Annotated in this window: 28 protein-coding genes; 14 read left to right on the plus strand and 14 right to left on the minus strand. The window is 69.0% G+C overall.

Annotated features, from left to right (window positions below; genetic code table 11):
- The first annotated feature begins 6 nt into the window (after nt 1–6).
- The 3 genes from ACAG20_RS02865 to ACAG20_RS02875 are packed head-to-tail and all read left to right on the plus strand — an operon-like array spanning nt 7 to nt 2713.
- A complete protein-coding gene (locus ACAG20_RS02865) occupies nt 7–999 on the plus strand; it encodes an AAA family ATPase (protein WP_370491725.1) in 993 nt (330 codons plus the stop codon).
- The gene (locus ACAG20_RS02870) at nt 996–2267 is read left to right on the plus strand and encodes a DUF58 domain-containing protein (RefSeq protein ID WP_370491463.1); all 1272 of its coding nucleotides are present in this window, start codon (nt 996–998) and stop codon (nt 2265–2267) included. Before ACAG20_RS02865 ends, ACAG20_RS02870 begins: the two co-directional genes overlap by 4 nt.
- Nucleotides 2267–2713 (plus strand): hypothetical protein, encoded by a 447-nt coding sequence (locus ACAG20_RS02875; RefSeq protein WP_370491464.1) that lies wholly within the window; start codon nt 2267–2269, stop codon nt 2711–2713. The genes ACAG20_RS02870 and ACAG20_RS02875 overlap by 1 nt, the downstream gene beginning before the upstream one ends.
- A 4-nt stretch (nt 2714–2717) precedes the next feature.
- Here the strand turns inward: ACAG20_RS02875 and ACAG20_RS02880 are convergent, their stop codons facing one another.
- On the minus strand, nt 2718–3848 hold the full coding sequence (locus tag ACAG20_RS02880) for a nitronate monooxygenase (protein WP_370491465.1): 1131 nt from the start codon (nt 3846–3848) through the stop codon (nt 2718–2720).
- Between the two features lie 132 nt (nt 3849–3980).
- Entirely contained in the window at nt 3981–4763 is a 783-nt protein-coding gene (locus tag ACAG20_RS02885) for an HAD family hydrolase (RefSeq protein ID WP_370491466.1), read from the minus strand.
- A 92-nt stretch (nt 4764–4855) separates the two neighbouring features.
- Here ACAG20_RS02885 and ACAG20_RS02890 point away from each other — a divergent pair, with 92 nt between their 5' ends.
- From ACAG20_RS02890 to ACAG20_RS02905, 4 genes are all read left to right on the plus strand, one after another.
- Nucleotides 4856–5113, plus strand: coding sequence for a hypothetical protein (locus ACAG20_RS02890; RefSeq protein ID WP_112688449.1), 258 nt, complete (start codon nt 4856–4858; stop codon nt 5111–5113).
- A 129-nt stretch (nt 5114–5242) separates the two neighbouring features.
- Nucleotides 5243–5710, plus strand: coding sequence for a hypothetical protein (locus ACAG20_RS02895; RefSeq protein ID WP_370491467.1), 468 nt, complete (start codon nt 5243–5245; stop codon nt 5708–5710).
- A 24-nt stretch (nt 5711–5734) separates the two neighbouring features.
- Nucleotides 5735–7009, plus strand: coding sequence for a competence/damage-inducible protein A (locus ACAG20_RS02900; RefSeq protein WP_112688445.1), 1275 nt, complete (start codon nt 5735–5737; stop codon nt 7007–7009).
- 49 nt (nt 7010–7058) lie between these two features.
- Nucleotides 7059–8522 (plus strand): lipase maturation factor family protein, encoded by a 1464-nt coding sequence (locus tag ACAG20_RS02905; protein ID WP_370491468.1) that lies wholly within the window; start codon nt 7059–7061, stop codon nt 8520–8522.
- Nucleotides 8523–8652: 130 nt separating this feature from the next.
- Here ACAG20_RS02905 and ACAG20_RS02910 read toward each other — a convergent pair whose 3' ends face one another.
- Complete coding sequence (locus ACAG20_RS02910) at nt 8653–9078, minus strand: DUF2834 domain-containing protein (RefSeq protein ID WP_370491469.1); 426 nt, start codon at nt 9076–9078, stop codon at nt 8653–8655.
- A gap of 47 nt (nt 9079–9125) precedes the next feature.
- Nucleotides 9126–9557, minus strand: a complete 432-nt coding sequence (dtd, locus tag ACAG20_RS02915; RefSeq protein ID WP_112688439.1) for a D-aminoacyl-tRNA deacylase — start codon at nt 9555–9557, stop codon at nt 9126–9128.
- Between the two features lie 52 nt (nt 9558–9609).
- Between dtd and ACAG20_RS02920 the strand changes: the two genes are divergently transcribed.
- Nucleotides 9610–9924 (plus strand): MTH1187 family thiamine-binding protein, encoded by a 315-nt coding sequence (locus ACAG20_RS02920; protein ID WP_112688437.1) that lies wholly within the window; start codon nt 9610–9612, stop codon nt 9922–9924.
- Here ACAG20_RS02920 and ACAG20_RS02925 read toward each other — a convergent pair.
- From ACAG20_RS02925 to ACAG20_RS02945, 5 genes are all read right to left on the minus strand, one after another.
- Nucleotides 9917–10579 carry a M15 family metallopeptidase gene (locus ACAG20_RS02925; RefSeq protein WP_370491470.1) on the minus strand — a complete coding sequence of 221 codons (663 nt, stop codon included), beginning with the start codon at nt 10577–10579 and terminating at the stop codon, nt 9917–9919. The two genes, ACAG20_RS02920 and ACAG20_RS02925, sit on opposite strands and share 8 nt — an antisense overlap.
- Before the next feature lie 17 nt (nt 10580–10596).
- Complete coding sequence (gene yaaA, locus ACAG20_RS02930; protein WP_112689556.1) at nt 10597–11343, minus strand: peroxide stress protein YaaA; 747 nt, start codon at nt 11341–11343, stop codon at nt 10597–10599.
- Nucleotides 11340–11858 (minus strand): phosphatase PAP2 family protein, encoded by a 519-nt coding sequence (locus tag ACAG20_RS02935; protein WP_370491471.1) that lies wholly within the window; start codon nt 11856–11858, stop codon nt 11340–11342. The genes yaaA and ACAG20_RS02935 overlap by 4 nt, the downstream gene beginning before the upstream one ends.
- 62 nt (nt 11859–11920) lie before the next feature.
- Entirely contained in the window at nt 11921–12379 is a 459-nt protein-coding gene (locus ACAG20_RS02940; RefSeq protein ID WP_112689560.1) for an STAS domain-containing protein, read from the minus strand.
- A gap of 99 nt (nt 12380–12478) precedes the next feature.
- The gene (locus ACAG20_RS02945) at nt 12479–14440 is read right to left on the minus strand and encodes a neutral/alkaline non-lysosomal ceramidase N-terminal domain-containing protein (protein ID WP_370491472.1); all 1962 of its coding nucleotides are present in this window, start codon (nt 14438–14440) and stop codon (nt 12479–12481) included.
- Between the two features lie 111 nt (nt 14441–14551).
- On the opposite strand from ACAG20_RS02945, the gene ACAG20_RS02950 reads away from it, so the two are divergent.
- The 3 genes from ACAG20_RS02950 to ACAG20_RS02960 are packed head-to-tail and all read left to right on the plus strand — an operon-like array spanning nt 14552 to nt 17624.
- Nucleotides 14552–15862 (plus strand): acyltransferase, encoded by a 1311-nt coding sequence (locus ACAG20_RS02950; protein WP_112683717.1) that lies wholly within the window; start codon nt 14552–14554, stop codon nt 15860–15862.
- Nucleotides 15863–15883: 21 nt separating this feature from the next.
- Entirely contained in the window at nt 15884–16597 is a 714-nt protein-coding gene (locus ACAG20_RS02955) for a GDSL lipase (protein ID WP_234825502.1), read from the plus strand.
- Nucleotides 16598–16646: 49 nt separating this feature from the next.
- Complete coding sequence (locus ACAG20_RS02960; RefSeq protein ID WP_370491726.1) at nt 16647–17624, plus strand: NAD-dependent epimerase/dehydratase family protein; 978 nt, start codon at nt 16647–16649, stop codon at nt 17622–17624.
- A gap of 17 nt (nt 17625–17641) precedes the next feature.
- Here the strand turns inward: ACAG20_RS02960 and ACAG20_RS02965 are convergent, their stop codons facing one another.
- From ACAG20_RS02965 to ACAG20_RS02985, 5 genes are all read right to left on the minus strand, one after another.
- A complete protein-coding gene (locus ACAG20_RS02965) occupies nt 17642–18580 on the minus strand; it encodes a GlxA family transcriptional regulator (protein WP_370491727.1) in 939 nt (312 codons plus the stop codon).
- A gap of 25 nt (nt 18581–18605) precedes the next feature.
- Nucleotides 18606–20204, minus strand: a complete 1599-nt coding sequence (locus ACAG20_RS02970) for a UbiD family decarboxylase (protein ID WP_370491473.1) — start codon at nt 20202–20204, stop codon at nt 18606–18608.
- Nucleotides 20201–20839 carry a UbiX family flavin prenyltransferase gene (locus ACAG20_RS02975; RefSeq protein ID WP_112683715.1) on the minus strand — a complete coding sequence of 213 codons (639 nt, stop codon included), beginning with the start codon at nt 20837–20839 and terminating at the stop codon, nt 20201–20203. Before ACAG20_RS02975 ends, ACAG20_RS02970 begins: the two co-directional genes overlap by 4 nt.
- Before the next feature lie 103 nt (nt 20840–20942).
- Nucleotides 20943–21371 (minus strand): tautomerase family protein, encoded by a 429-nt coding sequence (locus ACAG20_RS02980; RefSeq protein ID WP_370491474.1) that lies wholly within the window; start codon nt 21369–21371, stop codon nt 20943–20945.
- A gap of 13 nt (nt 21372–21384) precedes the next feature.
- Nucleotides 21385–22362: a helix-turn-helix domain-containing protein gene (locus tag ACAG20_RS02985; protein ID WP_370491475.1), complete on the minus strand. Its 978-nt coding sequence runs from the start codon at nt 22360–22362 to the stop codon at nt 21385–21387.
- Nucleotides 22363–22563: 201 nt separating this feature from the next.
- Here ACAG20_RS02985 and ACAG20_RS02990 point away from each other — a divergent pair, with 201 nt between their 5' ends.
- The 3 genes from ACAG20_RS02990 to ACAG20_RS03000 all read left to right on the plus strand — a co-directional run bounded on the left by ACAG20_RS02990 (nt 22564) and on the right by ACAG20_RS03000 (nt 25974).
- Nucleotides 22564–24402 (plus strand): hypothetical protein, encoded by a 1839-nt coding sequence (locus tag ACAG20_RS02990; RefSeq protein WP_370491476.1) that lies wholly within the window; start codon nt 22564–22566, stop codon nt 24400–24402.
- 170 nt (nt 24403–24572) lie between these two features.
- Nucleotides 24573–25295: an SDR family oxidoreductase gene (locus ACAG20_RS02995; protein WP_370491477.1), complete on the plus strand. Its 723-nt coding sequence runs from the start codon at nt 24573–24575 to the stop codon at nt 25293–25295.
- Between the two features lie 31 nt (nt 25296–25326).
- Nucleotides 25327–25974, plus strand: coding sequence for an HD domain-containing protein (locus tag ACAG20_RS03000; protein ID WP_370491478.1), 648 nt, complete (start codon nt 25327–25329; stop codon nt 25972–25974).
- The last annotated feature ends 22 nt before the right edge of the window (nt 25975–25996 follow it).

The following is a 25996-nucleotide window of genomic DNA, read 5'->3' on the forward strand; positions in this document are numbered from 1 at the left end:
GCGGGCCTGTCCGGCACGGCGGAAACCACCGCCGAGCGCTGCACCGCCGTGCTCGACGAGATCGAGCAGGCGGTGGTCGGCAAGCGTCCCGCGCTGCGGCTCATTCTGACCGCGGTGCTCGCCGGCGGCCATGTGCTCATCGAAGATCTTCCCGGGCTGGGCAAGACGCTGATCGCGCGGTCGTTCGCCGCCGCGCTCGGATTGGACTTCACCCGCGTGCAGTTCACCCCGGACCTGCTACCGGCCGATCTGCTCGGCACCACCATCTACGACATGGCCTCGGGCCGTTTCGAGTTCCGGCGCGGCCCGATCTTCACCAACCTGGTGTTGGCCGACGAGATCAACCGGACCCCGCCCAAGACGCAGGCCGCCCTGCTGGAGGCGATGGCCGAGGGGCAGGTCAGCATCGACGGGCAGACCCACCGGCTGTCCTCGCCGTTCATCGTGCTGGCCACCGACAACCCGATCGAGTACGAGGGCACCTACCCGCTGCCCGAGGCGCAGCTGGACCGGTTCGCGATCAGGCTGCGACTGGGCTACCTGCCGGAGCAGGGCGAGGCGGCCATGCTGCGCCGGCGACTCGACCGGGGAGCCGCGCTGCCGACGGTGCGCAAGGTGGTCGACGCCGACGACGTGATGGCGATGCGGGAATCGGTGGAGCAGGTCAGCGTGCACGACGACGTGCTGCGCTACGTGGTGTCACTGGCCAACGGCACCCGCCATCACCCGCAGGTCGCCGTCGGCGCCAGCCCGCGATCAGAACTCGATCTGATCCAGCTCGCCCGGGCGCGTGCGCTGCTGCTCGGCCGCGACTACGTGATCCCCGAAGACGTCAAAGCGCTGGCCACCTCGGCGGTCGCACACCGGATCGCGCTGCGGCCGGAGATGTGGGTGCGACGCATCCAGGGCGCAGACGTGGTGGACGAACTGCTGCGACGACTTCCGGTGCCGCGAACCCCGGGCGCGCCCGCACCCGCCCCGGATACGGCGCCGCCATGACGCACCCGGAAGAGCCCGAACCGCGCGACGTCGATACCGAATTACACTGGCATGCATCGCCATTGACACTGGCCTTGGCCACCGGTGCGGGACTGGCGCTGGTGGTGGCGGCGGGCGCGGCGCGCTGGCAGCTGATCGCCTTCGCCGCGCCGCTGCTGGGCGTGCTGTGCTCGCTGGGCTGGCAGCCACCACTGCCGGTGTTCCGCGTGGGCGCGACGCCGGCCTCGCAGCGCTGCTTCGAATCCGAGCCGGTGGAGCTGACGGTTCGGGCCGCGGCGGCCGCGGGCGAGGCGAGCGCCATCGGGGTGGCGGTGTCGGCGCACCCGGCGATGAGCCTTCACAGCGGCGCCGAGTCCGACTCATGCACGGTCGTGACCGCCCGCGCGGAACGCTGGGGCCGTTACCCGATCCGGGCCACCGTGACCGCCGTGGCGCGGGGCGGGTTGCTGGCCGGGACGGCCACCGTCGAGGTCGGCGAGGTCACGGTGTTTCCGTTGGCGCCCCCACAGGCCACCCCGACCCCGCACAGCGAACTGCTCGACCGGGTGGGAACCCACCTGACCCGGCACGCGGGCCGCGGCGTGGAGTACGCCGACATCCGCCCTTACACCCCCGGTGACCCGTTGCGTTCGGTGAATTGGCCGGTAAGCGCGAGGCGGGGGAGACTGCACGTGACCGAGCGGTTGACCGATCGGGCCGCCGACGTGGTGGTATTGATCGACGGCTACCCGCAGCCGCGCGGGCCGGCGACGGCCGCGACCGAACGCTCGGTGATCGGCGCCGCGCAGGTGGTGCAGACCGCGTTGCGCAACGGTGACCGCGCCGGCGTCGTGACGCTCGGTGGCCGGCAGCCGCGCTGGGTCGGCGCGGATATCGGACAGCGTCAGTTCTATCGCATCGTCGACGCGGTGCTGGGCGCCGGCGACGGCTTCGAGAAAACCACCGGAACGCTCGCACCGCGGGCGGCGGTGCCACCGGGCGCCCTCATCATCGCCTTCTCCACCCTGCTCGACACCGAGTTCGCGCTCGCGCTGACGGACTTGCGCAAACGCGGCCACGTGGTGCTCGCCGTCGACGTGCTGGCCGGCCCCCCGTTCGAGCAGGACCCCGATCCGCTGGTCAGCCGGATCTGGATGCTGGAGCGCACCGCCATGTACCGCGACATGGCCAGCATCGGCGTCGACGTCGCATCGTGGCCACCATCGCAGACACTGGAACAGTCGATGCTGCTGGCGACGCAGCGCCACCGCCCGACGGTGGTGCGGTGATGGGGCGTCCGGTCGGCGCCACCGAGACCCTGCCGCTGGTGTTGTCCGGCGCGTGCGGGATGGCGATGACGGCGACCGTCGTATCTGGCGCCTCCGGGCCGGCTGCCGTTGCGGCGCTGGCCGCCGCCGGCGCGGTGCTGGCCGGACTCCGGTGGGCGGCAGCGGCGACGGTTGCAGTGCTGCTGGCAGTCGTCGCGGTCGGGGTCACCGATCCGCCAACGGTTTCGGCGGCCGTGGCCGGGCTGGCCGCGGTGGGATACCTGGTGTTGCGGCACGCCGGCACGATGACACTGCCGACGGTGATCGCCGTCCTCGGGTTCAGCGTGGCCGGGGTGGCGGCCACGGCGTTCCCATGGAGTCTGCCGTGGCTGCCGCTACTGGCGCCGTTCGTGGTGCTCGGTCTCTGCGTCGTGGTGGCTCAACCGTTTCTGGGCACCGAACGGTAACCGGTCAGACTCCGGAGGCCTCGTTGAGCGCCTCCAGGGTGCTGGTCGCCTCGAGGTACTCCTGCACCCAGCGCTCGATGACCGTCGAGGTCTTCTCCACCTTGGTGAACTGGCCGACGACCTGGCCCACCGGGTTGAACGCCACGTCGACGCTCTCATTGGGGTACTTGTTGGTCGCCCGGACCGCCATGCCGGAGACCATGTACTGCAGCGGCATACCCAGCGGCTTGGGGTTCCCCGGAGCCTCCCACGCCTCGGTCCACTCATTGCGCAGCATCCGGGCCGGCTTACCGGTGAAGGAGCGGCTGCGGACGGTGTCGCGGCTGGTCGCCTTGATGTAGGCGGCGTGCTGCGCCTCGGTGTTGGAGGACTCCTCGACCATCAGCCACTGCGAGCCGGTCCACGCGCCCTGGGCGCCCAGCGCCAGGGCCGCGGCGATCTGCTGACCGCTGCCGATGCCGCCCGCCGCCAGCACCGGCACTGGTGCCACGGCCTTGACGACCTCGGGCCACAGCACGATCGAACCCACCTCGCCACAGTGGCCGCCCGCCTCGCCGCCCTGGGCGATGATGATGTCCACACCGGCCGCGGCGTGCTTGCGCGCCTGCGATGCGGAGCCGCACAGCGCGGCGACCTTGCGGCCGGACTCGTGGATGTGCTTGATCATGTCGGCCGGGGGAGTCCCCAGCGCGTTGGCGATCATCGTCACCTTGGGATGCTGCAGCGCCACTTCGACCTGCGGGGTGGCGGTCGCCTCGGTCCACCCGAGCAACTGCAGGCTGTCCTCGGCGGCGTTCTCGACCGGGACACCGTGGTCGGCGAGCAGCTTCTTGCCGAAGTCCAGGTGCTCCTGCGGTACCAGCTTGCGAAGCGACTCGGCGAGTTCCTCGGCGGACTGCCCGGAGTCCATGCCCTCGTATTTGTTCGGGATGACGATGTCCACGCCGTAGGGGTGGTCCCCGATGTTCTCGTCGATCCACTTCAGTTCGATCTCGAGTTGCTCGGGGGTGAAGCCGACCGCGCCGAGCACCCCGAACCCGCCAGCCTTGCTCACTGCGACGACCACGTCGCGGCAGTGGGTGAACGCAAAGATCGGGAACTCGATGCCGAGTTCGTCGCAGAGGGGAGTGTGCATGACCTACTCCTTCGAGGGCGGCGGATGGAAGTGGAACGTGTTCTAATTTAGTACCAGACCCGGGCGCGGCTAGGCCAGTCGGCCACCAGGTGAGCGCTCTGCAGCCCACACTACCGCCGATCGTGTAACCGCTCAGCGCGTGGCGACAGCCCGTAACACCGCCACCCCGAAACCGGCTGCGCGACGCAGGGAACGGCCGGGCGGACGGCCGGGCCCGCTGACACGCAGCACCGGCCAGCCGTGCTCGGCGGCCAGCGCCGCCAGCCCGGGCCGCGGATTGACCGGCCGTGGCCGGCCCACCAGCGACATCAGTGCGGCATCCTCATTGCCGTCGGCGTAGAAGAAGCTCTGGCCGAGGTCGATCCCGTTGTCCGCGCAGAACCGCTGCACCGCAGCCGCCTTCTGGCGGCCCCACACCACCGGTTTGACGATGTCACCGGTCAGCAGTCCTTGTTCGTCGAGTTCGAACCGGTTGCACAGCACCTGTCCGATACCCAAATACCGGGCGACCGGTTCGGCGTGGATGGTCAGCGCCGAGGAGCTCAGCACCACACTGTGGCCGCGCTGCTGGTGGGCCCGAACCACCTGCTGCATGAGCGGGTATATCCGGCCGGTGATGTGGTCGGCGAAGAGCCGCTCACCGATGTCGTCGAGCTCACGGATCGATTCGCCGCGCAGGTACCCTGCCGCGCGTATCAAGAGGCGTTCGAATTGCATGCGGCCCAACCGGTACCGAACGGCGGCCTCGATGACGCCGAGCACCTCGCCGGCCCGGGCCTGGCGCCGGCGGATCCGGTCGCCGGCATGCGCGGTGGCGGTGAACCCCGACACCAGCGTGCCGTCCAGGTCGAAGAACGCCCCGACCCGGGCTCCCGGCTCGGTGCTGTCGATCTCGGCGATCAGATCGCTGGTCATCGGCGTCGATGTTACGGCGGGGCCCGCCGGCGTTGGTGGTCACGCGCCGCAGCGGCAGTGGCGAAACCGGCAGCTGATAGCGTGTTCGGCCTATGGATGAACAGACCGCCTCGACGACCAGTGAGACCGCTGCGGGCGAGGCGCGCCAGACCCTGGCCGAGCGGGCCGAGCAGCTGGGCTGGCAGCGAACCCAGCGGGAGCGCGTCGACGTCTACGGTCGGGGGGTCTTCCACGTCCACGCCGTGTGGCGCGATGCCGGCACCCTCAACGGCGGCGCGCACTATGAGGACTCGGTGTTGCTGGCCTACACCACCGATCTGGGCAAGATCCAGAGCTGGCTGGCCAGATAGCGCCTCGGTAACCGGGGCGGCTCCGGTTCGCAACGGTTGCATAACCGCCCCTCGTGTCACTCTGGGCGACATTTTTCACAGCGCTAACTTCGGTCCCGACCTTGTTGTTATCGGGATGGGGAAGAAGCCATGTCACGAATCCGTAAGTACCTCACTGTTGCGGCCGGTGCCGCCGCGGGACTGTTCCTGGGGGCGCTCGCCTCCAGCACCGCCGCCACCGCGGACACCGCTCCGATCAACCCGGGGCTGCCCGGTGTGGTCGAGCAGATGGTCGCGTCCTCGACGGCCATTCCGCAGCAGTTGCTGCAGACCACCACCTCCGCGCTGAGCGGAACGCCGCTGGCGCCCGCCGCGTCGCCGGCGCAGTCGCCGATCGCCACCGCCACACTCAACGTGCCGCAGACCACGACGACGGCCAGCCAGCCCACCGCCCTGCCCGGGCTGGCCAACCTCAGTTCGGTGCTGCCGTTCCCGCTGCCGAACTTCGGCGGCACGACACCGGTGGCGGCCGCACCGACCACCATGGTCCCCGGCATCTTCGCGCCGACGGCTCCGGTGACGCCGATGGAGGTCATGCTGATTCCCGGCTTGCCCTGACGCTGAGGCCGTAACCTCGGACCGGTGAGCGCACGCGCAGGAATCGTCGTCACCGGTACCGAGGTCCTCACCGGGCGGATCGCAGATCGCAACGGACCGTGGCTGGCCGACCGGCTCTTGGAGCTCGGAGTTGAGCTGGCGCACATCACGATCTGCGGCGACCGGCCCCGCGACATCGAGGCACAGCTGCGGTTCCTGGCCGGCGAGGGTGTCGACCTGATCATCACCAGCGGCGGCCTGGGGCCGACGGCTGATGACCTGACGGTCGACACCGTCGCCCGGTTCTGTGGCCGGGATGTGGTGCTCGACGCCGCACTGGAGGCCCGGATCGCCGAGATCATCAAGCCGCTGATGGCGCGCTTCACCGGTCCGGGCGCTCCGGATTTCGCGACGGTCCGGGCGGCCAACCGCAAGCAGGCGTTGATCCCGGCCGGCTCGACCGTGCTCGACCCGGTGGGCACCGCCCCGGGAGTGGTGGTGCCCGGCGCCCCGACGGTGGTGGTGCTGCCGGGTCCGCCCCGCGAGTTGCAACCGATGTGGCACAAGGCGATCAACACCCCCGAAGTGCAGCAGGCGATCGCCGGCCGGACCCACTACGAACAGCAGACCGTGCGGATGTTCGGGCTGCCCGAGTCCGGGCTGGCCGACACGCTGCGGCACGCACAACAAGTGATCGCGGACTTCGTGCGGCTGGAGATCACCACCTGCCTTCGTGGCGGCGAGCTCGAGATCGTCACCCGCTACGAGCCTGACGCGGCGGCGGCCTACGTACAACTGCTGGCGGTGCTGCGTGAGCGGCACGCCCGGGCGATCTTCTCCGAAGACGGTTCGCGGATCGACGATCTGGTGGCGGGGCTGTTGGCCGGCCGGTGGATCGCGACCGCGGAATCGTGCACCGCGGGCCTGCTGGCGGGCAGACTGGCCGACCCGCCCGGGGCCTCGGACTATCTCGCCGGCGGGGTGGTGTCCTACTCCAACGACGCCAAGGCGGACCTGCTCGACGTTGACCCGGCATTGATCGCCGAGCACGGCGCGGTCTCCGAACCGGTGGCCGAGGCGATGGCCGCCGGCGCACTGCGCCGATTCGCCGCGGACACCGCGGTGGCGATCACCGGAATCGCCGGGCCCGGCGGCGGAACGCCGGACAAGCCGGTGGGCACGGTCTGTTTCTGCGTTGCCCTGGGCGACGGCACGCTGCTCACCCGGACGACTCGGCTGCCCGGGGACCGCGCCGACGTCCGGGAACGGTCGACGACGGTGGCGATGCATCTGCTGCGACGCGCATTGTCAACCGGCTGATGGTGACCCGCAACCGGTGGTATGAACGTCACACCGAGGAGTTGCGGGCGTGGACACACACTGGGCGTGGTTCGACGGGTCCGGCTATTGGCTGGGCCGGCTGGTGCTGCAACGCGGCATCGCCGCGGTGTACGTGGTCGCGTTCGTCGCTGCCGGGCGGCAGTTTCGCGCGCTGATCGGCGAGAGCGGCATGCTGCCGGTGCCGCGGTACCTGCGACGGCGGTCATTTCGGGTGGCGCCCAGCATATTCCAGCTGCACTACTCGGATCGGTTCTTCGCCGCCACCTGCTGGTCCGGCGCGGCGCTGGCGGCGGCGCTGGTGGCCGGCGCCGGCGAGCTGGTGCCGTTGTGGGCGGTGATGTCGATCTGGTTGCTGCTGTGGGTGATGTACCTGTCGATCGTCAACGTCGGCCAGGCGTGGTACTCGTTCGGCTGGGAGTCGATCCTGCTGGAGGCCGGGTTCCTGGCGGTGTTTTTGGGCAACGACCGGGTCGCACCGCCGGTGCTGGTGATGTGGCTGGCCCGGTGGCTGCTGTTCCGGATCGAGTTCGGGGCGGGGTTGATCAAGCTGCGTGGTGACTCCTGCTGGCGCGATTTGACCTGCCTGTACTTCCACCACGAGACCCAACCGATGCCGGGCCCGCTGAGCTGGTTCTTCCACCAGCTGCCCAAGCCGCTGCACCGTATTGAAGCCGCCGGCAACCACTTCGCCCAGCTGGTGGTGCCGTTCGGGCTGTTCGCCCCCCAGCCGATCGCCGGGGCGGCGGCGGCGATCATCATCGTCACCCAGCTGTGGCTGGTGGCCTCCGGCAACTTCGCCTGGCTGAACTGGGTGACGATCGTGCTGGCCGCCGCGGCGCTCGACCAATCCTGGCTCACCGGACTGTTTCCCGGGTTGCGGCCACCGGAGATGCCGGAATCCCCGGTGTGGTTCACCGCCGTGGTGATCGCGTTCACCGCCGCGGTGGTCGTGCTCAGCTACTGGCCGGTGCGCAACCTGGCCTCACGGCATCAGCGAATGAACGCCTCGTTCAACCCGTTTCATCTGGTCAACAGTTACGGGGCATTCGGCACCGTCGGCCGTTGCCGCCGGGAAGTGGTCATCGAGGGGACCGCAGCCACCGAGCTCACCGACCAGACGGTCTGGCGCGAATACGAGTTCAAGGGCAAACCCGGTGCGCTGGATCGGTTGCCGCGGCAATGGGCGCCATACCATCTGCGGCTGGACTGGCTGATGTGGTTTGCCGCGCTCTCACCCGCTTACGCGCGACCGTGGCGCGACGCCCTGTTGCAACGTCTGCTGCGCAACGACCGCGATACAGTGCGACTGTTGCGCCACAACCCGTTTCCCGACGAGCCGCCGCGCTACGTGCGGGCGCTGCTCTACGAATACCGCTTCACCACACCTGCCGAGCGTCGGCGAGATCGGGCGTGGTGGCGTCGGAGCCTGGTGGGCGTCTATCTGCCGCCGGTGTCGGTGAGCGGGATGCCCGCGCCGCCGGGCCCCCGTTAGCGCCGCGGTGGTCACCCAGCTTCGGGCGGGCGGTCGTCAGGTCGGGGTGGGGACACGCGCCCCGGGGATCGTGTCGAATCGGAAAGGCCGGCCCCCCGACTCACGCTGACGTAGATGGTGAGGGGCGCCGCTACCGGGTGTCGACCCACAGCGTGGTGGCCACCAACACCAACGTGACCACAGCCAGCAGCGTCATATCCAGGGCACCCAGTCGGGGTGTCTGCGCGCCCTCGGCCGCCAACCGTCGTTCGCGGGCGATCAGAAACAACGGGAACGTGACGCTGATCGCGATGAGGAATCCGCCTGCGATGTAGGCCCACACGAACCGGACGTGGTGCCGGCGAGCCTCGGCGACCATCAGCACCGCCGCCGCCAAGAAGAGCATCAAGATATCGGCGGTGATCGAGCGCGACGCCGGCGTCACTGCGGTGTCCGGGATGAACCGGGAGAGAAAATCGGAGCCCTCGTAGGCCAGGTTCTGGCTCCAGGTGGCGATCAGGGCGACGACCGCTATCGCGGCATAGCCCCCGCAGCGGATCTTGGCTGATGTGTCCATCCTGGCAACGTTAACGGCGCGCCGTGCCGGGCACGGCGGGTTTCGCGTCAGAGCTCGAGCAGCACGGTCACCGGGCCGTCGTTGACCAGTTCCACGTGCATGTGCGCCCCGAATCGGCCGGTGGCCACCCGGGCACCCAACCGCCGCAGCGCCTCGGCGAACTCGTCGACCAGCGGCTCGGCGACGGCACCGGGGGCAGCGGCGTTCCAGGACGGGCGCCGCCCCTTGGCGGTGTCGGCGTAGAGGGTGAACTGGCTGACCACCAGGATCGGTGCACCCACGTCGGCCGCCGATCGTTGTTCGTCGAGAATCCGTAGGTACCAGAGCTTTTCGGCGAGCCGATGGGCTGTCTTCACATCATCGTCGTGGGTGACCCCGACCAGCGCCACCAGTCCCTGTCCGTCCGGGGCGATGGCGCCGACGGTTTCGCCGTCGACCGTGACTCGCGCCGACGCGACGCGTTGCACCAGAACCCGCACGGGCTCGATGCTAAGTAGGCTCGGTGGTGGTGTCTGCGGGAGGGTGGTCGCAATGTCGGTGTTGGTTGCGTTCTCGGTCACGCCGCTGGGGGCGGGCGAGGGAGTCGGCGAGATCGTCGCGGAAGCGGTGCGGGTGGTTCGCGAGTCGGGGCTGCCGAATCGCACCGATTCGATGTTCACGGTGATCGAAAGCGACAGCTGGGCCGAGGCGATGGCGGTCGTGCAGCGGGCGGTGGAAGCGGTGGCCGCCCGGTCGCCACGAGTGAGCACGGTAATCAAGGCCGACTGGCGAGCCGGCGCGGTCGACGCGATGAGCACCAAGGTGGAGTCGGTGGAGCGGCACCTGGCGGCGCCACCGCCTAATTGACCGCCACATCGAGGATCGGCCTGCCCACGCCGGCGCCCGGCCCGTCGAAGTGCCACCACTCCCCGGGGTAGACGGCGAGGCCGCCGGCGCTCATCGCCTCGCGCAGGGCGGCGCGTTCGGCGGCGGCCTGCGCGCCGATCCCCTCGGCGAATGCAGCGGCACGGGGGGAGAAGTCGTCGAAGCCGGTGCCCATCTCGACCAGCCGGCCCTGCGGGTCGGCGGTGGTCACGTCGACCGACCGCCCGGTCTCGTGGCTGCGGGCCAGCGGTCCCGGGCGGGCAACCCAATTCGGGTCCGGCACCACCTCGAACATCCGGACCTGTACCGCATGCGGGCGGTAGCAGTCCCAGAACACCAGCGTTCGGCCGCGTCGGCGCAGCACATCGGCTGCCGCCGCCAACCCCGGGGCCAGCGACTCGTGCACCAGGCACCGGGCGTTCGCCGGATACAGCTGCACGCCGGTGAAGTTGTTGGTCGTGGCGTACCGCAGGTCGATGATCGCGTCGGGAACTGCGCTACGGACGTCGACGAAACCGGCCGCGCGGGCGGGTGCGGGCAGCGGCGGCACGTCGCCCCCGGGGGCCGCCGCGGCCGGCCCGGCCGGCAGCCAGCCGGCGATCAGCACGGCAAGCAGCAGGATCCGCAGCGTCGCCATTCGCCCATTGTCGTGTCTCATGCCGCAACCACGACGGTCAAACGGTGGTCGTGGCGTTCCACCCGCATCCCGGCTCGCCGAGCGGTCGCCGCCACGCCCGCGACGTCGTCCGGCTCGGCCCTGGTCGAGGCCAGTGCCCGCGCCAGCCGGCCCTTGTGGGCCTTGTTGAAATGGCTGACCGAGACCCGCCGGCCATCGGGGTGTTCGGCGACGACGTCGACGCAGACGGCACCGGGGATCCTGGCCAGCGACGCATAGGCCCCGGATCGCAGGTCGACGACCAGTTCGGCGGCGGCGATCTCGGCCAGCACCGGCTCCAGGACGGGCCGCCAGCGTTTGGCCAGCCCGGGCCGTCCGGGCAGCTTCGAGGCCGCCGAGAGACGATAGGCCGGCACCTGGTCGGTCGCCCGCAGCAGCCCGAACAGCGCCGATCCGACCGTCAGCCGGGCCGTCGCACGCGCCGCCGCCGCGCCGCGCAGCGAATCGACGTCGAGCGCCTCGTAGAGCACCCCGGTGTAACGGTTGATCGCCGGCGCCGTCGGCGCGGTCCGCAGCAACGCGTTGCGTTCGATCTCGGCGTCCTGGGCAGCCGAGAGCGCCAGCGCGTGCCGGCTGGCCTCCCGGTCCGCGGCCAGCGTGACCAACTCGTCGACCAGCGTCGCCCGCAGTTCGTTCAATTGCGGCGACCCCAGGGCGTCGAGTCGCAACGGCCGCCCGTCACCGCCGGTGCGCTTGGTCTCCGACGGGGGCAGCAGCACGATCACAGCGCAGACGTTAACCGAGCGGCCGCGCAGACCAGCGCAGTGGCGAACATCGCCGCACCGAGCGTGTCGGTGACGAAGTGATAGCCGCAGGCCACCAGCCCGAGCATGCCCAGCACACTGAGTCCGGCCGCCAGGGCCAGCGCCCAGCGCCGGGCCTCCCGGCCGGCGTGGGCCACCACGACCATCATGGCCAGCACCGCGACCAGCAGCGCGGTGTGCCCGCTGGGGTATGCCAGGTAGGCGCCGTTGCGCCGGTCGAAGAGGTGCTTGAGGCCCTGGGTGGCCGCGGTGACGACGAACGGGCAGATCAGCACCGCCGCCGCCAGCGCCCACTGCCGCCTGAGCAGGGCTACAGCCAAACATCCCACCAGCACCGCGAGCACCAACCAGCCGCTGGTGAAGGCCAACAGCCACCGCGGTTGCTCGCCGAAGATCCCGCGGATGCGCTGGCTGAACCAGCCGTCGAAGGGTGTCGAGCCGCGACCTACCGCCCATCCCAGGGCCAACGTCGCCACCACGCCGAGCGGCGGCCACCAGCGCAGCGCCGCGGCGGCGCCGGGGTACCTCCGGTCTATCGCTAAGCCGACTTCTGGAACAGCGGCAACAGCGCCTGCCGGCGCCGGTCGTTGCCGTCGGCGAGCGCGTGCAGCGCCTGCTCGACCGAGCGGGCCGTCGGGAACATGGCGTCCTCGTCGAAGTCACCGAGCAGTTCACTGACAGCCGGACCCTCGATCAGCGTCCAGTCGACGCCCGCGGCGCGGCAGTCACCGTCGAGGACGCACAGCAGCCAGATGCCGGCGGCGGCGAACGAGGTCACCCCACTCAGATCGAGCAGCAGCGGCTCCTTGGCCAGGACGAAGCGCCGGGCGTGCTCGCTGAGCTCGTCGACGTTGCCGGAGTCGATACGGCCGCGGATCGCGATCACCGTCGCGAGGTGCCGGGAGTGCGCTCGGATCTGCGCGTCACCGCACTTCACGGTGGGGTTGCCCTGCTGGCCGATCCGCGCCGTGCTCGAAGTGGTGATCGTGATAGCCATGCCAGCCCCCGCTTCCGATATTCGGTCATTGTCGGCAGGTGGCCGACGGTGACATTTCCCGAGGTTAGGCGGCGAAGTTAAGGCAGCTTGGGCGGCCTCTTAACGCTTTCGTGAGATCTCGAAGGGCTCGGTCCACCCGGTGAAAGCGGTGAGCTGGCCCCCGAGCCCGCGGGCGGCGCCGTCATAACGCAGCCGGTAGCGTCCGGCGGCGGTGTCCTCGGGCACCGTCCAGGTCACCGTGACCGTCGACCCGCGGCGCCCGGCGCGGCGCCAGCGGAACGTCGTCGACCAGTCCCCGTCGTCGGCCACGGTGCTCCAGCCACCCTCGGCACCGCCGGTCTGCCGCTCAACCCGCAGGTAGGTGCCGCCCCGGTGCAGGTCGTTGTTCGGGTGGGCGCCGGCGAACACCGCCGCCACCGTGGCCCCCGGCTGGTAGTGGGCCAGCGGCGACCGCAGCACCTCGCCGAACCGGCGGCCGGCGGCCGGCTCGTCGGCGCTGACCCGCCGGCGCGACCGCCGGCTGCGGGGCGGCTCGACGGCCGCTTTGCCGACCGGTGCCGGCTGCTGATCACGCATCGCGGTGGCCAGCCCGGCCGCCACCTGCTGCAGCGCGGCCAGTTCCCACCGTCCGAACAGCGTGCTGCCACCCTCGTAGCGCTGCTCCTGGTACTCCTCGGGCGTGGTGACGTAGTGCAGGTAGCCGTTGCTGTAGCCGGCCACCAGCACATCGCGCAACTCGGCGCCCACGATGGCGGCCACGGTGCGCCGTAACCGCAACCCGGCCACGATGGTCACCTCGGCGGGGATGCCGATCAGATACAGCTGCCCGATGCGCAGCAACTGCACGGGGCCGCCGTTGGGCATCAACGTCAGGGCCCGGTTCAGTCGGCTGCCCGGCCCCACCAGGCCCTTGGGCGCGTGGGCGTCGCGCAGTCGCGGCGCCACGCGGTAGACGGTGGCGTCGACCAGCGAGTCGACGATGCAGTTGCGGCCCTGTCTGAGCAGTGGGTGCAGCGGGCCCGGGCCCTCATCGGTACCGGCCAGTGCCGCCGCCCCGGCCACTGCGGGGCCGGTGCGATGGGTTCGGCCGTCACCGGTGAACTCGGGTGAGACCTCGAAATCGGATAAATCGACGTAGGTGGCCAGGGCAGCAAGGCCGCCGGTGACCTCGGCGCCGTGCCCAGTCGTCAGGTCGGCGGCCGCGGCGGCCTGCCGTTCCCCGATGATTCGGGTGTTCTCGAACTCGTCTTCGGTGGGGCCGCTGCCGGGACGGTGGTTGAGGTTGGGCGACATGTCGCCGCTGTTGGTCTGGGCGAAGGCAGCGACGAAGTCGGGCGGAACGGGTGCCAGATAGTCGACGCCGCGGTCGATGCGCTCCAACCGGTAGGCGGCGTAGCCCTTGTTGTCGCCGCTGATCAAGGTGTTGCGATTGGTCATGGACGTGCCGTGGGTGGCGAACCAGTTCACCGCGCCGACCAGCCGGCCGCCGCGTTCGATGCGCAGCAGCGTGGTCTGCGGGTCGATCGCGTCGGGGAAGTGGGCGCGCTCGGCCGCCGGGTTGCGGGCGAACGCTGACGGCGAGCGGTTGCTGCTGGCGTCGTGCAACCGGCCGACGGCCAGGCTCAGGGCGGCGGGTGCGAGGTCGGCGTGGGCACGCTCGACGGCCTCGCAGATGCCGTCGACGATCGCGGCGAACGTCTGCGGCCGGAATCCGCCGGTGTTGGAGTTGTAGAGCCGGTGGTCGGAGTAGCCGCCCGGACCGCAATGGGTGTGCGTCGCCGTCAGCATCACGTTGTGGACGGTGTACAGCTCGCCGTGGGCGGCGGCCAGCCGACCGAGCACCTCACGGTGCACGCTTTCCAGCAGCAGCGGCAGTTCGCACACCACCAGCAGCAGGCGCACCTCACTGGCGGGGTGGACGATCACGAACGCCCGGGCGCGCAACCTGTTGTGCAGGCCGGAGGTCTGCTGGGAGGCCACGCCGTAACCAAGCATTCCGCATTCGGCCGGCTCGCCGGTGATGTCGGCGATCCCGCGACCCACCCGATACTCCTCTGGCATCGCTCAAGTATCACCGGGCGTGGTCGCTCGCGATTCGGCACTCCCGGTCGATACGCTGTCCCCGCTACAGCGGCAGTCAAAACAGCTACAGCCCATCGGCGAAAGAGTGTTGTGCGCAGCGGAGAGATCAAAGCCCTCACCGGGCTTCGCATCATCGCCGCGGTGTGGGTGGTGCTGTTCCACTTCCGGCCGCTGCTGCGACTGGGGTCGCCGGCCTTCAGCGATGCGCTCGCCCCGGTGCTCGACTGCGGGGCTCAGGGCGTCGACCTGTTCTTCATCCTCAGTGGCTTCGTGCTGACCTGGAACTATCTGGAACGGATGGGGGAGTCCTTCTCACCGCGGGCCACCCTGCACTTCCTGTGGTTGCGGCTGGCCAGGGTGTGGCCGATCTATTTGGTCACGTTGCACCTGGCGCTGCTGTGGGTGATCTTCACCCTGCACGTCGGCCATGTGCCAACCGAAGACCTCAGCCGGATGACCGCGACCAGCTACGTGCGACAGGTCTTGCTGATGCAGCTGTGGTTCGAGCCGTTCTTCGACGGGACCAGCTGGAACGGGCCGGCCTGGTCGATCAGTGCCGAATGGCTGGCATACCTGCTGTTCGGTGGGCTGGTCCTGGTGATCTACCGGGTGATGCGGGCGACGTCGGCCGGTGGCCTGGCCGCGCTGGCGGTCATCGCCTCGCTGCCGCCGCTGCTGCTGTTGCTGGCCACCGGCCAGTTCTACACCCCCTGGAGCTGGCTGCCGCGCATCGTCATGCAGTTCACCGCGGGCGCGCTGGCCTGCGCGTCGGTGCGCAAGCTGCAGGCCGGCGGTTCAGCGAGGCTCGACGGAGGAGAGGCGAAGCTGGGACCGCCGCGTGGACTGAGCGACCGGGCGCGCCGTGGCGCCGGCTACTGCGCGGTGTTGCTCATCGTCGCGATCGTCGGGACCCTGTACTACTTCGACGCCCATCCGATCTCCGGGCTGCACGACAGCGGCGGGCTGGTCGATGTGCTGTTCGTGCCGCTGGTGATGGCGCTGGCGATCGGAACCGGCAGCCTGCCGGTGCTGCTGTCGACTCGGGTGATGGTCTACGGCGGGCAGATCTCGTTCTGTCTGTACATGGTCCACGAGCTGGTGCACACCGCGTGGAACTGGGCCGCAATACAATTCGAGATCGTGTTGGACGAGGGGGCGGGTGCGGCCAAGTGGATGGTGTGCGGGCTGCTGGCGGGGGCGACGCTGTTGTCGGTGTTGTTGTTTCACGCCGTCGAGGAGCCGGGTCGGCGCTGGATGCGCCGGATGATCGGGACCCGGCCGGAGACGGCGCAGGTCACACCGGTCGAGGATCCGCTGGCCGTCGACCCGGTCGCCCCCGTCGCGGCGGATGACCGGCTCCGGAATGGACGCACCGAGGCGGTTCCGGTCAGTGTGCACTGACCCGTTCGGGGGAGGCGAGCGGTGAGCCGGCTGACGATGTTCGCCGGCTCGCTGGTGGCCATCGTGCTCGCCGTCGTCGCCTGCACCGGCTACCTGGCCCGCGACGACGATTCCGCGCGCCACTACGAGACCGTGTCGCTGAGTGCCTCGCCGATCCGGGTCGCCGTCATCGGCGACTCCTACACCGCCGGATACGAGGACACCGGTCGCGGCGCAGCGAACTGGACCGAGCGGGCGTGGCACATCCTGGCCGGCCGCGGCATCAACATCAGCGCCGACGTGGCGGCCGAAGGCGGCGCCGGTTATGCCGCGCGCGGCAACCGGGGCGGTCTCTTCGGGGATCTGACGGCTCGGGGCGTACAACCCGACGACGCGCTGGTGGTGTTCTTCGGCTCGCGCAACGACCAGGACGTCGAACCGAGCGAGCTGACCCGGCTGGTCGCCGACACCCTGGGCCTCGCCCGGCGGATCACCCCGGCGGCCCGGATGCTGGTGATCGGGCCGGCGTGGCCCACCGCTGAGGTACCCGGCAACATGTGGCGGATCCGCGACATCCTGAGCGCCGAGGCACGCGTCGTCGGGGCCGAGTTCGTCGACCCGCTGGCCGAACGCTGGTTCGTCGGCCGGCCCGAGCTGATCGGTCCCGACGGCGTGCATCCCACCGATGCCGGACATGCCTACATGGCCGACAAGATCGTGCCGCTGATCGCCGGCCAGTTGCCCAAGCGCACCTGAGGCGGCCCGGCCGCATCACCGATCCGGGCAGAATCGGGGCATGACTGCGATGCGGGTGTTGATCACCGGAGGAACCGGATTCGTCGGCGGCTGGACCGCCAAAGCGATCAGCGACGCCGGGCACCAGGTGCGGTTCCTGGTTCGCAACCCGGCCGGCCTGCACACCAGCGTGGCGCGGCTCGGCGTCAACGTCGCGGATCATGTCGTCGGTGACATCACCGACGCGGACTCGGTGCGGCGCGCGCTGGACGGCTGCGACGCCGTCGTGCATGCGGCCGCGCTGGTCGCCACCGATCCGCGGCAGGCCGAGCAGATGATGACCACCAACTCCGACGGCGCCCGCAACGTGCTCGGCGGCGCGGTCGAGCTGGGACTGGACCCGATCATTCACGTCTCGAGCTTCACCGCGCTGTTCCGCCCCGGCCTGCGCACGCTGCGTGCCGACCTGCCGGTGGCCGGCGGCTCCGACGGCTACGGCCGGTCCAAAGCCCGTGAGGAGCGCTACGTGCGCGGTCTGCAGCAAGCCGGTGCCCCGGTCAACATCACCTACCCGGGCATGGTGCTGGGGCCGCCGGTCGGAGACCGATTCGGTGAGGCGGGCGAGGGGGTGCGGACCGCGTTGCAGATGCGGGTGATTCCGGGCCGCAACGCGGCCTGGCTGGTCGTCGACGTCCGCGACCTGGCGGCGTTGCACGTGGCGCTGCTTGAGCCCGGCCGCGGTCCGCGGCGTTACATGGCCGGTGGGCATCGGGTGCCCGCGCGGCAACTGGCCGGACTTTTCGCCACGGTGTCCGGTTCGGCCATGCTCGCCGCGCCGGTTCCGGACGTGGTGCTGCGCTGGGCCGGGCGCCTGATGGATCAGGCCGAGCGGGTGCTGCCGATCAGCACGCCGTTCACCGAGGCGGGGATGCAGTACTACACCCAGATGCCGGCCTCCGACGACTCACCGGCCGAACGCGATCTCGGCGTCGTCTTGCGGGATCCGCAAGAGACACTGGCCGATACGGCAGCGGCGATCCGCGGGTAGCCGGCCATGCAGTACCGCTAGGCGCTGGTGCGGAATCGGTCTCGGTAGGCCTTCGGCGAGACGCCGAGGTGAGTGGCGAAGACCCGCCGCAACGTCTCGGTGCTGCCGAAACCGGCCAGCCGCGCCGTATCGGTGACGCTGCGGCCGGCGTCGAGTGCGGCGCGGGCGATGTCGATCCGGACCGTCTCGACGTAGCGGGCCGGGGTAATGCCGAGCTCGGCGCGAAACAGTCGGGTCAGTTGACGGGTACTCAGCGACGCCTGGGCGGCGAGGTTCTTCACGGTGTGTTCGGCTCCGGGATCGGCCGCGATCGAGTCGAGAACACGCCGCAGCGTGGATCGTGATGGTGGAGAATAGCTTTCAACCAGCACGGAGAACTGCGATTGGCCGCCCGCGCGCTTGAGATAGACCACCAGGGTTCGTGCCACCTCGCGGGCGACCTCGGTTCCGTGGTCCTGCTCGACGAGGGCCAGCGCCAAGTCGATGCCCGACGAAACCCCTGCCGAGGTGAAGACGTCGCCGTCGCGGACGAAGATGGCGTCCGGTTCGACGGTGATGTCGGGGAAGGCGCGGGCCAGTAGCCCGGCATGGCGCCAGTGGGTGGTGGCGCGACGGCCGCTGAGCAGCCCGGCCCGCGCCAGGACGAACGATCCGGTGCACACCGAGGCCAGCCGCCGGGTACGGGTGGCTGCCGTCTTCAGTGCGTCGACCAGCTCGGGATCGATCGGGCGGCCGACCAGCGCATTACCGCCGGCCACCATCACCGTGTCGGCGGATTCCAGCGCCGAGATCCGGTCGGTGGCCGTGAACGGCACCCCGACCGAAGTCTGCACCGGGCGACCGTCCACCGAGGCGACGATCAGCCGATAGTCCGCGCCGAACCGGTTGGCTTCGGCGAACACCTCGGCCGGTCCCGCGATGTCCAGGAGTGTCACGCCGTCGAAGACGACCAGCATCACCGTCTTGCTCACCGAACCCACCTCATACCTGCGGCATCCGCTTGCTCAGTTGGGCCAGCGTCAGCCGTTCGCGCCCAGCATCGTCCAGGTAGGGGATACCGATCCCGTACTCCTGCCACCGGGCGGCGATGCGAGCCTCCAATTCGACCGGCAGCCGGTCGGTCGGCGGGAACCGCCGCCCTCCCCAGGCCGGCCTGGGGTCGATGTCCCAACTGCGGGTGGCGTCGATGAGCACCCGGGTCCATTCGCCGCTGCCGTATTTGTTGGTGTCGTTGCGTTCCGGCGGGGTGGACGGATCCAGTGAGGAGCCCAGGCCCGGCCCGAAGAAGGCGATGTCGCCGCGGCCGGCATTGACCCGGTAGGACATCGCCCAGTCGAGGGCGGTCGGGTCGTGGATGTCGATATCCTCCTCGACGACCACGACGTTCTTGTGAAACCACATCGAGCCCCCGGTTCCCCACAGCGCCGAGGCGATCTGTTGGGCATGACCCCGGTAGCGCTTCTGGATCTGCACCACGGTGTTTTGCCCGTTGGTCACCTCGCTCATCCAGAGGTCGGTGATGCCGCCGATACCGAGATCGTCGAGCACGTTCCAGGTGATGGCCGACCGGGCGAAATTGACGATGCTGTCCTCGTTGAGCAGGCCCGGCCGGATGCCTTCCAGGGTGCCGCGCAGCACCGGATCATCGCGGTGGGTGATGCGGGTGACGCGTAGTACGGGCGCGGGTGCCGCATCGCCGATGAAGCCCGGGTATTCGGCGAACGGGCCCTCCATCACGAAGGTCGACGGATCGGGATCGATGTATCCCTCGACCACGATCTCGGCGGTCGCCGGCACGTGCAGCGGAACCGATTCGCAGGCCACCAGATCCACCGGGCGGCCCAAAAGGGCACCCATCATGTCCCATTCGCAGATGTTCTTCGGGAACGGGCTGCCGGCGCAGAACGGCAGCACATCGTGCCAGCCATACACCACCGCGACCGGCATCGGCTCCGGTTTGTACTGCGCCATGTGGCCACCCCAACCCTGGCTGGGAACCAGCAGTTTGGCGATCTTGTCGCGGCCGACGATCTGGCCCCGGTAGAGGCCGATGTTGTCGCGGCCGGTCACGGTGTCCTGGGTGATGACGCCGCAGAACGTATCGATGTAGCGGCCGCCGTCTTCGCCGTGCCATTTCGGCACCGGAAACTCCCGCAGGTCGATGTCGGCGCCCTCGACGATGTTCTGTTTGACGGGTCCGGTCTCGACGATGCGCGGGGGAACCGGGTTGCGGAACGCCTCGCGAAGGTGACGCACGACAGCCGAATCACCGGTGTCGTCGGGCAGGCCCAGCAGTAACCGGAGCTGACGCCGGCTGCCGACCGCCGACGTCAATAGTTTGGTGCACCGGGTGTTTTCATGGTCGGTGATGTTCTCGAACAGCAATGCCGGGCCGCCAAGGCAGAGGTTGGCGCGGGTGATCGCGCCGATCTCTTCATCCCAGTCGACGGCCGCGGTGATGCGGCGTAACTGTCCGGCGGATTCCAGGGTGTCCAGCCAGCTGCGCAGATCCGGGCCGGTGTGCTGATCCGGCTGCCCGACGGAGTCTGCGGTACCGGAAAGGGTTGACGCGGTGCTCATTGCGCGCTCCGCACTACGGCCAACCGCGCGAGCTCGGGGTCGCCACCGGGTTGGTCGTCGTTCGTCGAGATCGGGTGGTGATCGTCTTTCCAGCGGTCGATCAGCGAATGCTCGATCCCGAGCTGATCGATGATGCGGCCGACCACGTAGTCGGTGACCTCCTCGACCGTGCCGGGACGGGCGTAATAGGCCACCGTCGGGGGAAAGATCACCGCACCGGCTCGCGCCAGGTAGTGCATGTTCTCCAGGTGGATCTCGCTCAGCGGGGCCTCCCTGGTGACCAGCACCAGCCTGCGCCGTTCCTTGAGCGTGACATCGGCGGCTCGGGTGATCAGGTTGTCGCTGAAGCCGATCCGGATGGCGCTCAAGGTTTTCATGCTGCACGGACACACCACCATGCCGTCGGCGCGGAAGGATCCACTCGAGATGCCCGCCGCCAGATCTCGGGCACTGTAGGCATGTGTCGCCATCGCCCGCACCTCGGCGACGTCGAAGTCGGTCTCCATCTTGATCGTCGCCCGCGCCCAGTCACTGACAACCAGGTGGGTTTCGACGCCGAGCTGCGCCAGCGCTTCCAATAGACGGATTCCCAGAGCGGCGCCGGTCGCTCCGGTCATGCCAACCACTAATCGCATCTGCTTCCTCCTGTCAACGCCACTTCAGTCTGCGGCGATCGCGTTCCGGAACAGAGGGGCATATCCGCCGTGCATCCCCCAGAATGCGACATGACGACGGCTGTCAGGTCGTCATACCCAGCTCGGACAGCCGGGTCTGGTTTTCGGCGAACCACCTGGTCTCCTGGCCGGGTTCGGGCAGGACCAACCCGGCTTCCATGGCGTTCGCCGAGTCGGCTTCGGTGAGCGCGACCAGAAACTCGGACTCCGGTTGCCCGGTGATCGCTGTCCACATCCGTGAGAATTGACGCAGCATCTGCTGGCGGGTGTCGATATCGCGCCCGTGGCGGATCAGCCCGAAAAGGTACGAGTGGGCGGCGGTCTTACCGGCGACGAAACAGTCCCCGTCGGCGATCTGGTGGAACAGCACATTGACGAACAACTCGGGCGCACCCGTCTGCTCCGTGTGAATCGCAGTGATCTCCTGGGCGATTCGGCGCTTTTGCGGCCCGCTGAGCAGCCCGGCCGGGCTGTAGCACTGATAGATGGGCATCTCGCAACTCCTTTCAACGACGGTCCTGGTAGGTCTGTGATCCCTGCACTTGGCTGCGGAAGTCGCTCGGCGTAATCGCGTGCCGCCGTCGCATCACCGTGGCGAGATGCTGGGAACTGGCGAATCCGCATTGGTGAGCGATCTCGGTGATGCTCAGTGACGAGGCCGCAAGCAGTTCACACGCTCGCGCGAAGCGGCGGTTCATCAGCCAGCGGCGCGGTGGCTCGCCGGTCGCATCGCGAAAGAGTGCGGCCAGGCGTGGCACTGACAGGCGCACTGACGCAGCGATCTCGCTGAGGTCAAGGTCGTCGGCGAGGTGCGTCTCGAGGTATTCGATGGTGCGGCGGAGGCGCCAATCATGGTAGCCGGCACCGACTCTGGGGGAGAGGGCCTGCGAGCCGGAAACGCTCGAATGTCGTCGCAGCAGACCGGCGATCAGTTGCTGGCCCAAGGCAGCCAGCATCGTCCGCGAAATCCGGTCGCCACAGCTCATCTCACGCAGCAGCTGCCGGAAGACGAATTCGACGAACGGATCGTGGGAACACATCGGGTCGATGAGGGTCACCGTCCGGCCGACGGCCAGCACGCCGCTGTCCACGGCCAGCTGCTGGACCAGGGCGTGCCGTACATAGACGTGCAGATAGGTGAACGGCTGGTCAGAGACGAACACTCCGCGCGGTTGCTCGCCGGCAACCACCATGTTCAGGTGAAATGGCGGGTGCGAACGGCTCCATTTCAGCCGGCCGTTGCCGAAGTAGGTGTGGTGGTGGCGTCCGCTGATCGGCATCGCGATGACGTCGATGTTCCGATCTGCGCTGCGGCACAGTTCATAGGACGGTCTGTTGCAGAACCGCCAGATCGCTGCCGACAGCGACCCGTCCGACGTGGCGAGGCGGCGTTCCGGGGCAAAGCCCAATCGGTGCGCGATCGAGTCAGGAATGGATGTCGGAGGTGCCGTCACCCCAGCAGTGTCCGCTTCGGTGTGGCGCACGAACTGGGTCCGATGCGACATCTTTCCCACAACCGCCGACATCGCGGGCCGGCATCGACGGCCGCCGCGCCGCCGATGCGCGTCTGGTGTACATGCCGCGCGTCGCAGACACGCCTGGGCATCGCCGCTTTGGTAAGACCACGGGGCGGCCACGGCGCTCGGTGCCGTGCCGACGTAACCCCGCTCAGCAGAGGAGAAGTCATGCAGTTGTTCTGTCAACCAGGCGCAATCACCGGGGGGCCGGTGGCCCGGATCCGGTTGTGCGTCGCCGCCGGCGCCGCGGCCGCAAGCGCGAGCGTCGTCGTGTGCTCTCTGCCTGCGAGCGGGATCGACATAGCCCAGATTCGTCGGGATGTGGCGCTGACCGCCGGCCGGTACGGCGTCGAGGCTGCAGCCTTGGCCGACGTCACCGAACCGGCACCGGTTGCTCCCAGCGCGACGGGAGCTGACGCGTTCACGATCGGCGGTTTCACCTTCGACCCGGTCAACGGTGACGAGGAGGGTTACGCCCTGATTCACCCGCTCACCAGCGCTCCGCCCCTGTTGACTCTGGGTGGGGGATTCGCATTCGGCGGGCCCATGGCTGGTCAGGAATTCGAGGTGTTCGACCCTGCCGACGGCACCGATCTCGGCAGCATCAATACCAGTGTGGTGGTGGCGAACCTGGGGGGCTTCACCAATACCCAGTTCACCGTCGTCGGCGCGCCGCCGGCGACCGATGTGTCCCTACCGACGGTCGGATCGGTGTACGACGTGTTCAACCTTGGTGGCGGGTTTGCGAACGTCTATACCGCCATCGTGAGCGCCGACGACGGCCCGGACACCGTCACGGATACCTTGGTGACGCCGTTCGGAAACTTCGATCTGACCCCGTTGTTCGGCGGTATCGACGCTGCGGCTCCGCTGCAGCCCGGCGACGCCTTCGCCGAGCTGGAAGCCGGCGCGTCCGGCGGGGGCGAGGACGCCTTTGCCATCGGCGGGTTCACCTTCGACCCGTTCACCAAAACCGGCGGATCCATAACGGAGGGCTTCGCTCCCGTCGCAGCGCTGACCGGAGCCGCGCCGTTCCTGAACATCGGGGGCGCTTCGATCGGAGATGCCACAAACGGCGGAATCATCTTGGCTCCGCAAAGCTTCGACGTCTACAGCGGTTCCGGTGATGCGGCCACGCAGGTCGGCACCATCGCCACCTCCGAGCACGTGACGAGCCTGTTGGGGCTGACCAACACCCAGCTGGTCGTCGCCAGCGCGACCGCGGTCGAGGGCGGCAGCACCGACGTCCTGCCGGCTGCCGGGACGGTGTATGACGCCTTCAACTTCGGTGGCGGCTTCACGAACATCTACACCGCCACCCCGGGAGCCGACGGCGTGGTCACCGATACCCTGATCACACCGTTCGGGAGCATGGACCTCAGCTCACTGTTCGGCGGTATCGATGTGGCGGGCCCGCTGAACCCCGGTGATGCGTTCACCGGATTCGCCGACACGGCCATCGGCAAGGATGCTTTCAGCATCGGCGACACCACCTTCGATCCGTTCACCGGGTCCGGTGACACCGCGACGGAGGGTTTCACCCCGGTATTCCAGACCATCGGTGCGCCGCCGCTGCTCAATCTCGGCGGCGGTGTCGCCACCTTCCCCGGCACCTCGCTACTGCTACAGGTGGCACCGCAGAGCTTCCACGTCTACGACGGAACCGGAGCCGATGCCGAACAGCTCGGCAGCGTGCACACCGCGGAGACCGTGACTCAGCTGCTGGGCCTGACCAACACCGCGTTCACCGTCGACGGCGTCACCGCCGCCACCGGGGTGGACACTGCGGACCTGCCCGCGATCGGCTCGGTGTACGACGTGCTCAACTTCGGCGGCGGTTTCGCCAACGTCTACACCGCAATCCCGGGTCTGGACGGCGCCGAGGGCACCGTTACGGACATCTTGGTGACGCCGTTGGGGAACCTGGACCTCAGCGTGCTGTTCGGCGGCTTAGACGCCTCCGCGCTGATGGACCCGGGGGATGCGTTCCTCGGTCTGGACATCTAGGCAGTCCGGTCCGTCACCACGGCCCAGGCGGTAGGAACCTACCGCCTGGGCCGTGCGCTCTTGATCGCAGCCCAGCGTCGCATTCTGTGGGAACTACGGCGCATCTGCCATGGCTGGATCGCCGGCCGCGCGACCAGAATCGGATCGAAGTGTTGTTGAGAGGAGCACAGATGCCCGAGAACAGGCCCGACCGACGAGTGCTGATCACCGGCGCCTCCAAGGGAATTGGGCGGGCGCTCGCCGACCGCCTCGCCGCGCGCGGATTTCAACCGATCGGGATCGCCCGCACCGCACCCGAGAGTTTCCCGGGGCCGTTCTATCCGGTGGACCTGGCCGACCGTGCGGCAACCGCGGACACTCTGACGGCCATCGTCGCCGACGGCGACGTCGATGCGGTAGTCAACAACGTGGGCTTCGCGCACTTCGGCCGACTCGGGTCGATCGACCTCGATCACCTGTTTGAGACCTACGACCTCAACGTGCGCACGGCGGTGCAGGTGGTCCAGGCGGTACTGCCGGGCATGATCGACCGCGGATGGGGCCGCATCGTCAACGTCACGAGCCTGACCACGTTGGGTACCCCGGAACGGACACCGTATGCGGCGGCGAAGGCCGCGCTGGAAACCTGCACCCGGATCTGGGCGCGGGAACTCGCCGAGACAGGTATCACCGTGAATGCGGTGGCACCCGGCCCCACGGAGACCGAGATGTACCGTGAGCGCAGCCCGGTCGGCTCGGAGCGGGAAAAGGCTTTCCTGCAGAACATTCCGATGCGTCGCGTCGGAAAGCCGGCGGAGATCGCACATGCGATCTGCATCCTGTTGGATGAGGACGCCGGGTATATCACCGGGCAGATCGTCCGGGCAGACGGCGGCGGAAGCCTTGCCGGCTGAGTCGAACGCCGAAACGAAAGGAGCCGCAGCGATGAGTGCAGCCCTGGAGACCGTTGCCGGGATAGCGATCCCCGACACCGCGCTGGTGCGGGAGGCAACCGACTACATCCGCGACGTCGAGAACGATCTGCTGTATCACCATTCTCGGCGGGTGTTCTTCTTTGGCGCGCTACAGGGGCAACGCCGCGGACTGACCCCAGACCTGGAACTGCTCTACGTGGGGGCGATGTTTCACGACCTGGGGCTGACCGAGCGCTACCACGGGTCCGCGCTGCGCTTCGAGGTTGACGGCGCCAACGCCGCCCGGGACTTCCTGCTCGAGCGCGGCGTCGACGAAGCCGATGCCCGCACGGTCTGGCTGGGCATCGCATTGCACACCACCCCGAACATCCCGGAGTTCCTCGACCCGGAGATCGCGCTGGTCACCGCCGGCGTGGAAACCGATGTGCTCGGCATCGGCCGCGACGATCTGGCACCGGACCTGCTGGCGGCGGTGACCGCCGCGCATCCACGGCCCGACTTCAAGCGCCGGATCCTGCAGGCGTTCACCGATGGCTTCAAACACCGCCCGGAGAGCACGTTCGGCACGGTCAACGCCGATGTGCTCGCACATTACGACCCGTCGTTCGTCCGCGGCGATTTCGTCGAAACCATCCTGGGCAACAGCTGGCCGGAGTAGCCGGCTCCGCCCCGGCAGGCGC

Source organism: Mycobacterium sp. pW045 (assembly GCF_041287085.1).
Taxonomy (GTDB): domain Bacteria; phylum Actinomycetota; class Actinomycetes; order Mycobacteriales; family Mycobacteriaceae; genus Mycobacterium; species Mycobacterium algericum_A.